The organism is Flavobacterium sp., assembly GCF_035456225.1.
Lineage (GTDB): Bacteria > Bacteroidota > Bacteroidia > Flavobacteriales > Flavobacteriaceae > Flavobacterium.
In genome coordinates, this window is the sequence record NZ_DATIDM010000035.1 from 1 (window position 1) to 5,717 (window position 5,717).

Below are 5,717 nucleotides of genomic sequence, written 5' to 3' on the forward strand. Positions count from 1 at the left end.
AACGGACTTGAAAAAAATAAAGCATCCGACGGAATCTGTTCTTTTATGCTTACAAACTGATCGATAAAAGGTTCCAGCAAACCCACATCGGATTGCCCATAACAGATTCCCTTTCTGCAAACGGTTTCGGTATGTCGGACTAAATAAACTTCCATATCGCAATCGCTGAAAGATAAAAAACAACTTCACAAACCTGTTGTGTGGCTCCTAAACAATCCCCGGTATAGCCTCCAATCCATTTCTGAAAATAACGCGCCATAAAATATCGGGTTATAAAAACCGGAATCAATACAAAAAGGAATTGCCATTTGAAATAAGACAAAACAAGAAGCGGCAACAATCCGAAAAAGAAAGCGCCAGTCACTTCCTTCCAAGTGAATTTCTGGGCAATCGGTTTACTTTTACTTGATGCATCTTCACGCGAATATTCATGCGTAAAAACAATCGAAACGGCAGCTAAACGGCTTATTGAATGCGCTGTAACAAAAAGTAACAGGAAGACAAGGTAAGGATTCAGGTTTGCAATTTCGGCCTTTTTTAAGAGTAAATCTGTCGACATGAATTTGGTCAACAGTAACAGCCCAACACCAATTGCACCATAAGCGCCGATGGCACTGTCCTTCATGATCATCAGAATTTTTTCCTTAGTCCATCCGCCGCCAAATCCATCACAAACATCGGCAAAACCGTCTTCATGGAAAGCGCCTGTAACCAAAATCGAAGCTATCATCGAAAACAGCACGGCAATTTCCGGGGCAATCAGATAATCAAAAACCGCGTAGGCACAAAAGGCCACACTTCCCACTATCCACCCAATCAACGGAAAATAACGAGAGGCTTTGTTGAGATAATCGGGATCATGATTGATATTCTTCGGACACGGAATCCGGGTGTAAAACATCAACGCGGTAAAAAATATATGTAATTCTCTCTTCATTTTGATTGGAACGCGTATTGTTCCGAATTTATATTATTTGAACATTATTGCCACTTATTGATTAGGAACACAGATGAAACAGATGCAAGCAACACGGATAATCACGGATTATTTTATTATTAAGATTCTGTCTTCAATGCCCTGAAATGAGCTTCCGGGTACTTGAAACGATCTTCCGAGTGCTTGAAATGATCTTCCAGGTGCTTGAAATAGTCTTCCGCCATAAAATTCAAATCTTCCGTCTTCAATTTCTTCTCTGCCGTCTCCTAATTTCTGCCTTCTGATCACTGCGACTGAAAACTACCTACTTATTACTCACCCCCGCACTTTCAAAACTGGCCATTTCATTCAGAAAAGCCACGGCCGACTGCACAATAGGAAACGCAACGGCACAACCTGTCCCTTCACCTAATCGCAGGTCCAGCTGCAAAATCGCTTTTACATTTAAATAATTCAGCAATTTCACATGTGCTTGTTCGGCAGATTGGTGACTGAAAACAGCATTTTTCATAATATTAGGATTCTTCTTGAAAGCAATCAGAAAAGCCACGCTACAGATGAATCCGTCAACCAGAATAAGCATATTGTTTTTATAAGCCTCCAACATTCCTCCTGCCATTTGCAGGATCTCAAATCCGCCAAAATATGCTAACTTTTCATCTAAAGAATCATTTCCATCGTAACTGTCGATTGCCTTTCGCAGAATTTCGTTCTTGAATCGGAGTTTTTCGTCATTTACGCCGGTACCTTTTCCAACGCAATCTTCAATTGGAATTCCGGTGATGACACTCATCAATACCGAAGCGGTAGAGGTGTTTCCGATTCCCATTTCGCCAAAACCGATGCAATTGCTTCCTTTTTGTGCAATAACCGAAACGATCTCACTTCCTTTTTCAAAACAAAGTTCCAATTGCTCTTTGCTCATGGCCGGACCCTGTAAAAACGATTTGGTCCCGCGGTCGATTTTTGCGGCTATTAAATTGGAAATCGGCGCAAAATCATAATTCACTCCCGAATCCACCACGGACAACTGAATATTATTTTGTCTGCAGAAAACATTAATCGCGGCGCCTCCTTCAAGGAAATTAGCCACCATTTGTCTAGTCACATCTTGTGGATAGGCACTTACGCCGTGATTGGCAATTCCGTGATCGGCGGCAAAAACAACGATATTCGGCTGCAGTATTTTCGGTTCCAGGGTTTTGAAAACCGTTCCGATTTGCTTTGCCAGAACTTCCAGAATCCCCAAAGCGCCTGTTGGTTTGGTCTTATGGTCGATTTTATGCTGTAGTGCTGCTTCAAATTCTGCAGAAACATTTTCAAGTGCACTTTCGACCTCCGAGTTATTACCCGTTTCGGTTTTATTAAGCATGGAAATTTCTTCCACAAAAGGTTTTTCCGATTTCTGTTTCCATTGCAACTGTTGCAGCATCGGCTGGTTGTTGTAATTCGTAGCGGGCTTTCCGACACAGAAATACCCCAAAGGCTCAATATGTTCGGGTAAACCCAGTAATTTCTTAAACTGATAATAATTCAGAATCGAAACCCAGCCCATCGAATAGCCTTGTTCCGTTAACGACAACCAAATATTTTGGGCAGCACAAACGGCGCTGAATTTTATCGCTTCATTACTTCCAACAGTTCCGATGGTAAAATTATTCAGAACCGAACGGTCATAACAGATTACCAATCCCAACGGAGCCTCTTCAATAGCTTCGAGTTTCAGATTTTGATATTGTTTCCTCTGATAGAGATTATCGGTCTGATTAGCCGCTTTTTCATCATATTCCAAGAATAATTCCTTAACGGCTTTTTTGATTTCGTCTGAAGTGATCAAATAATATTTCGTAGCATCGGTCAGCCCAACGGAAGGTGCCCAATGCCCTGCCAGCAATGCTTTCTGAATGACTTGCTCCGGAACAGCTTCGCTGGTAAAATGGCGGGTATCACGGCGCGATTGTAAAATTTCGTATAAATCTTTCATTCAATTCCTATAAGATTTGCAGTCAGTTAAAATCTATAATTTATTTTCTTTCTTTTATTTTCACCGGAATTCCGGATACCATCAGCACAACCTCATCAGCATTTTTAGCCAGATATTGGTTCATCCACCCCTGAAGTTCTGTAAATTTTCTGCCGATATGGGTTTCGGCATGTACCCCCATACCGATTTCATTAGTAATAATTATGATGGTCGTATCCTGCTGATTCGCCATTTTATCGAATTCAGCTTTAGCCTGCTCAAGACTTGTTTGTACATCATTTTTGGTATCGAAGAAGAAATTAGTCAGCCAAAGTGTTACACAATCGACCACAGCTACTTTTCCGGAGAAATCGATTTCGCTTAAGTACTTTTCGTTTTCTACATTAATCCATCTTTCATCGCGTCCTTGCTGATGACGGTCAATGCGTTTTTGGAAATCGTCATCCCATTTTCTTGCCGTGGCCACATACATTGGGTTAGCTGATAATTCTTTCGCCAGATTCTCGGCGTAACTGCTTTTTCCGGAGCGCTCCCCTCCTGTTATTAAATAAATCATCTACTAAAATACTTGTATTTTATATTCCTTCTTTTTGGTTCTTGCTCTTGGTTCTTGGTTCTTTCACCTCTTCTCTATCTTCTATTCTCTATTTCCCTCTCAAAAGCTGCCGGATCGATACCAAATGTCCGAACAAAACAATCGGAACAACAAAAACCGGCAACCAGGTAAACGGAAAATTCAGGAGTGCGACATTCGGTTGATCAAACGCAAACTGCTGGATTGGAATTGGCATCGACAAAATAGCATTTATGACAATATTGGCTAAAAGTCCGAGACAAATAAAATTCCAGATTAAAACTAATTTTCTGCTCAATAGCGCTTTTTTGAATCCGAAATAAGCAACAAAAGGAGCTGAAAGCCCGGCAAAGATATCAAAATTACGTCCTGCAAAAGTCATAAGTTCCGGAACCGTTTTATACAGAAACAACCAGTACAAAACAAGTTCCACCGGAATTCTAATGGTGTTCAGGTAAGTGATGTTCAGTAAGGGTAACGAATCGATAAACTTTCGCCCTTTAGCGGTGGCAAACAAAACAACAATCGTTAGAATTCCTGGCCAGACACCGAACATCGCAATTTTAGGCGGAAAGCTATCCAGATTGGAATTATAAACACCGTTAAGTGCCAGAATAGCCGTTAAAGCGAGCCAAACGATTAATCCGAATACCATCGTGTTGGATTTTCTTCGTATGCCTTCATTATCCGAATTCTTAAGTAGCTGATAAAAAAGCAGCAACGTTGCTAATGTCGTCAGCACAAAAACAACGGAAATGTAGATTGGTAAATTTGCTATCATGATTTCCTATTTTTATAGTAAATATAAGAATTTCACCTCTTACACCTCTTACACCTCTTACACCTTTTCCCTTTTCCCTTTTCCCTTTTCTCTTATATTTTATCCCTACTTTCAAAACCATAAGGGCAATGTCGGCACCCGTTTTGACAGCAATGCCCTCTTTTCAAATGGAACCAGGCTTTGAAAACGTAATTTCCGTTCTCGATATAATAATCGATTCCTTCAATCAGGTTTGTGGTTTTCGGGAGATCTTTTGCTCGGTTTTCCATTGCAGATTCCGGCGACACAGTCCCTACATAGTCTTCTATTTTTACGGCACAGGCATTTTTAAAACAACCCGGACAAAGACAATCGATTACATCTGTCGGAGCAAAAATCGGCGGAAAATCATTGCACCAGCATTTGCTTCCTTCGGGTGTGTCACCACAATTAAAAGGAGTTCCGCAGCTGGAGCATTTTTTTACTTTTATGACATTCATATGCGGATTCTTATTGTTTTTTATCGGTCATATGTAATGCCCAAGAAGACCTTCTTTGATACTGCATTAAAACACTCTTGGGCATTCCATGGGGTAAAGATATCATTTGTTCCTTTCGCTTGAACCAAAAATAAGCAGGATTTTTTTGCAAATTCTCATACCTTTGCGGACATCGAAATACAACATAATGAAGAATTATTTTTATAAAATGATGTTTATTTTCTTTCTTCTGACCTTCGTTGGATGCCAGAAAAATGAAAAAACAGCAATAGAAAAAAATGTAACTGCCGAAAACACAATTAAATATGCCAGCGGACTTGCGATTTATGACTATGATGGCTATTCCGTTGTAAAAGTGACCAATCCATGGCCGGATGCGAACCGTGATTTCACTTATATCCTTAAAGAAAAAAACGCTGTAGTTCCTGATAGTTTACAAAATCACACGACAATTCAGGTGCCTTTACAGTCTATCGTTGTTACCTCAACCACCAACGTTCCTTTTCTAGAAATGTTGGGTGTTGAAAACAAACTGGTTGGATTTCCGCATACCGATTATATTTCATCTGAAAAAACACGTGCACTAATTGACAAAGGCTTGGTAAAAAACGTTGGTCAGAATGAAAAACTCAACATGGAGCAACTTATCGATTTAGCTCCTGAACTGATTGTAACTTTCGGCGTAGACAACAATAATCCGATGATTCAAAACCTTGAGAAAAGCGGACTGAAAGTGATGATTGAAGGCGATTGGATGGAACAGTCACCATTAGGAAAAGCCGAATGGATAAAACTATATGGAGCGTTATTCGGAAAACAGAAAGAAGCTGAAAAATTATTCGACCAAATTGTAAACGATTACAGTGAGGCCTTGAAATCTGTTAAAAACACCAAAGCAGAAACTACGGTGCTTTACGGAACCATGTATCAAGACCAATGGTATGTTGCCAAAGGGAACAGTT

At 40.1% G+C, this 5,717-nt stretch carries 7 protein-coding genes; 1 reads left to right on the forward strand and 6 read right to left on the reverse strand.

The annotated features are described in order from the left end of the window. Positions 1-139: 139 nt before the first annotated feature. From VLB74_RS01985 to VLB74_RS02010, 6 genes are all read right to left on the reverse strand, one after another. Positions 140-937 carry an adenosylcobinamide-GDP ribazoletransferase gene (locus VLB74_RS01985; RefSeq protein ID WP_325201800.1) on the reverse strand — a complete coding sequence of 266 codons (798 nt, stop codon included), beginning with the start codon at positions 935-937 and terminating at the stop codon, positions 140-142. A 119-nt stretch (positions 938-1,056) separates the two neighbouring features. Further along, positions 1,057-1,185, reverse strand: coding sequence for a hypothetical protein (locus VLB74_RS01990; RefSeq protein WP_325201801.1), 129 nt, complete (start codon positions 1,183-1,185; stop codon positions 1,057-1,059). A 56-nt stretch (positions 1,186-1,241) separates the two neighbouring features. Then, positions 1,242-2,921 (reverse strand): nicotinate-nucleotide--dimethylbenzimidazole phosphoribosyltransferase, encoded by a 1,680-nt coding sequence (cobT, locus tag VLB74_RS01995; protein ID WP_325201802.1) that lies wholly within the window; start codon positions 2,919-2,921, stop codon positions 1,242-1,244. A gap of 40 nt (positions 2,922-2,961) precedes the next feature. Then, complete coding sequence (cobU, locus tag VLB74_RS02000) at positions 2,962-3,477, reverse strand: bifunctional adenosylcobinamide kinase/adenosylcobinamide-phosphate guanylyltransferase (protein WP_325201803.1); 516 nt, start codon at positions 3,475-3,477, stop codon at positions 2,962-2,964. Between the two features lie 88 nt (positions 3,478-3,565). Beyond that, complete coding sequence (locus tag VLB74_RS02005) at positions 3,566-4,276, reverse strand: hypothetical protein (RefSeq protein WP_325201804.1); 711 nt, start codon at positions 4,274-4,276, stop codon at positions 3,566-3,568. A 92-nt stretch (positions 4,277-4,368) separates the two neighbouring features. Beyond that, complete coding sequence (locus tag VLB74_RS02010; RefSeq protein ID WP_325201805.1) at positions 4,369-4,755, reverse strand: C1orf53 family protein; 387 nt, start codon at positions 4,753-4,755, stop codon at positions 4,369-4,371. Positions 4,756-4,942: 187 nt separating this feature from the next. Between VLB74_RS02010 and VLB74_RS02015 the strand changes: the two genes are divergently transcribed. After that, positions 4,943-5,717: ABC transporter substrate-binding protein (locus VLB74_RS02015; protein ID WP_325201806.1), on the forward strand; the 775-nt coding region annotated here is incomplete at its 3' end.

Bases quoted from the DNA above. Each gene is read 5' to 3' on its own strand.
- VLB74_RS02010 (WP_325201805.1), bottom strand. From the start codon at position 4,755: ATGAATGTCATAAAAGTAAAAAAATGCTCCAGCTGCGGAACTCCTTTT.
- cobT (WP_325201802.1), bottom strand. From the start codon at position 2,921: ATGAAAGATTTATACGAAATTTTACAATCGCGCCGTGATACCCGCCAT.
- VLB74_RS02005 (WP_325201804.1), bottom strand. From the start codon at position 4,276: ATGATAGCAAATTTACCAATCTACATTTCCGTTGTTTTTGTGCTGACG.
- VLB74_RS01985 (WP_325201800.1), bottom strand. From the start codon at position 937: ATGAAGAGAGAATTACATATATTTTTTACCGCGTTGATGTTTTACACC.
- cobU (WP_325201803.1), bottom strand. From the start codon at position 3,477: ATGATTTATTTAATAACAGGAGGGGAGCGCTCCGGAAAAAGCAGTTAC.